This is a genomic window from Microvirga sp. P4_G7 (assembly GCF_056401005.1).
Genome location: NZ_JBFUKD010000519.1, coordinates 1 through 2,739, shown reverse-complemented (window position 1 = coordinate 2,739; position 2,739 = coordinate 1). Strand labels below are relative to the sequence as shown.

The 2,739-nt window shown below is 63.7% G+C and carries 4 protein-coding genes; all 4 read left to right on the top strand.

Features of this window, described 5'->3' with window-relative positions; translation table 11 throughout:
• Nucleotides 1-157: 157 nt before the first annotated feature.
• Entirely contained in the window at nt 158-871 is a 714-nt protein-coding gene (gene pyrH, locus AC1DT3_RS17310) for a UMP kinase (protein ID WP_477466475.1), read from the top strand.
• 57 nt (nt 872-928) lie between these two features.
• Nucleotides 929-1,489, top strand: coding sequence for a ribosome recycling factor (gene frr, locus AC1DT3_RS17305; protein WP_477466474.1), 561 nt, complete (start codon nt 929-931; stop codon nt 1,487-1,489).
• Nucleotides 1,490-1,516: 27 nt separating this feature from the next.
• Nucleotides 1,517-2,284, top strand: a complete 768-nt coding sequence (locus AC1DT3_RS17300; RefSeq protein ID WP_477466473.1) for an isoprenyl transferase — start codon at nt 1,517-1,519, stop codon at nt 2,282-2,284.
• 2 nt (nt 2,285-2,286) lie between these two features.
• A partial coding sequence (locus AC1DT3_RS17295) for a phosphatidate cytidylyltransferase (protein WP_477466472.1) occupies nt 2,287-2,739 on the top strand: 453 nt, incomplete at its 3' end.

Here is a 2,739-nt window from a genome sequence, read left to right as displayed (position 1 = left end):
CTCTCGGCGAGGGCATCGAAAAAGAAGAAGCTCCGGATTTCGCCGCGGAAGTCGCGGCGGCGGCGGGCGGAAAAGCCTAACGAACACAGACGGGAAAACGGCGGCGCTTCAGCCGCCGTTTTCATGAGAGGCATCGAAACAACAAAAGAGGTCCGCAGTGGCACGATACCGGCGCATTCTGGTGAAGCTCTCGGGGGAGGCTTTGATGGCTCCCGACGGTTATTGGCTCGACCCGCAGATCCTGTCGGGGTTGGCCAAGGACCTCGCGAACGCCACCCGCGCCGGCTTCGAGATCGCTCTCGTGATCGGCGGTGGCAACATCATCCGCGGTGCCCGCATGAGCTCGGCCGGTTGGATCGATCGTCCGACGGCGGATTCCATGGGCATGCTCGGCACGGTGATGAACTCGCTCGCGATCGAAACCGCCTTGAATGCTGCCGGGGTTTTCGCCCGCACGATGTCGGCCGTGTCGATGCCGACCATTTGCGAGACCTATGCCCGCCAGCCCGCTCTGCACCACATGGACAAGGGCCAGGTGATCGTCCTCGCCGGCGGTACCGGCAACCCGTTCTTCACCACTGACACCGCTGCCGTTCTGCGCGCGGCGGAGCTTCGTTGCGATGCGGTGCTCAAGGCCACCCAGGTGGACGGCGTCTATTCGGCCGATCCGAAGAAGGACCCGACGGCGGTCAGGTTCGATCGGCTGACCCACGACGAAGCCATTTCAAGAGACCTGAAAGTAATGGATACCGCAGCCTTCGCTCTTGCGCGCGAGAGCCGTCTGCCGATCATCGTCGGCTCGGTTCACGCCCCGAGCTCGGTCACCGCGATCCTTCAGGGCAGCCAGCCATCCACGATCGTCGCCCCTTGATGCAGGGGTCCGGGAAGCGTAAGCCCGTTTCCAAAGTTCGAGTAAGGGAAAGACACCATGACCACGACCTTCGACCTTGGTGATGTCAAGCGCCGCATGCAGGGCGCGATCAACGCTTTCAAGAATGATCTCGCGAGCCTGCGCACCGGGCGCGCCTCGCCCAACCTGCTCGATCCGATCCAGGTCGATGCCTACGGCTCGGCGATGCCGATCGTGCAAGTGGCGACCGTGAGCGTTCCCGAGCCGCGTCTTCTCAGCGTTCAGGTTTGGGATCGCGGGATGGTCGCGGCGGTGGAGAAGGCCATTCGGGAATCGGATCTGGGTCTGAACCCCCAGACGGAAGGGCAGGTGATTCGCCTGCGCATCCCGGAGATGAACGAGCAGCGCCGCAAGGAGATGGTGAAGGTCTCGCACAAGTACGCCGAGGAAGCCCGCATCGCGGTCCGCCACGTGCGCCGGGACGGCCTCGATCTCCTCAAGAAGCTCGAGAAGGACAGCTCGATCAGCGAAGACGACAGCAAGCGTCATGCGGATCAGGTGCAAAAAGCCACCGATCAGTTCGTCTCCGAGGTCGACTCTCTTGTCGCGGCGAAGGAAAAGGAGATCATGCACGTCTGAGGCGCTGCGTGCATCGAAATGGGTCCAATGAGCGGAGAAGCCAAGCTGTCGGTGCCATCCTTTGCTCTCCGCGATACGCCCGGGGAAGCCCCGGCGCATGTCGCCATCATCATGGACGGGAACGGCCGCTGGGCTGCGAAACGCGGGTTGCCTCGCTTCGAGGGGCACCGGCGCGGCGTCGAGGCCATCCGACGGGCTGTCCGGAGCGCCATCGAGCAGGGCATTCGCTATCTCACCGTGTACAGCTTCTCGTCCGAGAACTGGCGACGCCCGGCTCAGGAAGTCGCCGACCTGATGGGGCTCCTGAAGCGCTTCGTTCGGCATGACCTCGCCGACCTTCACGCCAACAATGTCCGCGTTCGCATCATCGGCGAACGGGAAGGTCTTTCCGCCGATATCTGTGGTCTTCTCAAGGAAGCCGAGGATCTTACGCGCGAGAACACGGCCCTCACGCTCGTCATCGCGTTCAATTACGGCGGTCGCCAGGAAATCGCCCGGGCCATGCGGGTGCTGGCCGAAAAGGTCAGGGCGGGGGAGGTCGATCCGGCTTCCATCGACGTCGATTCGATCGAAGCACACCTCGACACCCATGGCATTCCCGATCCCGATCTCGTCATCCGGACGTCGGGCGAGCAGCGGGTTTCCAACTTTCTGACGTGGCAGACTGCGTATTCCGAGTTCGTCTTCATCCCGGATTTCTGGCCCGATTTCGACGACGCCACTTTTCGTGCGGCGGTCGATGAGTATCGCAGGCGCGATCGTCGCTTCGGCGGCCTCAGCGCGCGGGCCGTCTGATCATGGCGGTTGAAAAAGACGCAGCGTCCAAGCCAGCAGCACAAGTACCCGCGGGCGCGAGCGAGCTCGCCAAACGCGTCGCATCGGCCATCGTTCTCATCCCGATCGCCCTTGCGGCAGCTTGGCAGGGCGGATGGGCGTTCGCTCTGTTCTGGTTGGCGGCGGGTCTCGCCATCGCCTTCGAATGGACCAGCATGACGCGGGTGGAGCCGCGCCTTCCCGTGCAGGCTGTGGCTGGCGTCGGTCTCGTGGTGCTGACGGCGCTTCTGCTCCGGGACGCTTCGTTCATGACCTTCGTCGCCGTATGCGCCGGCACGCTCGTCGTGCTCGCGCTACTGGCGCGCGGAAGCGCCGGTAGATTCTGGGCGGTGTCGGGATTTGCCTATGCCGTCGTCATCACCCTCGTGCCGCCCATCGTCCGCGAGCATCCCAATCTTGGTCTCGCGGGGCTTCTC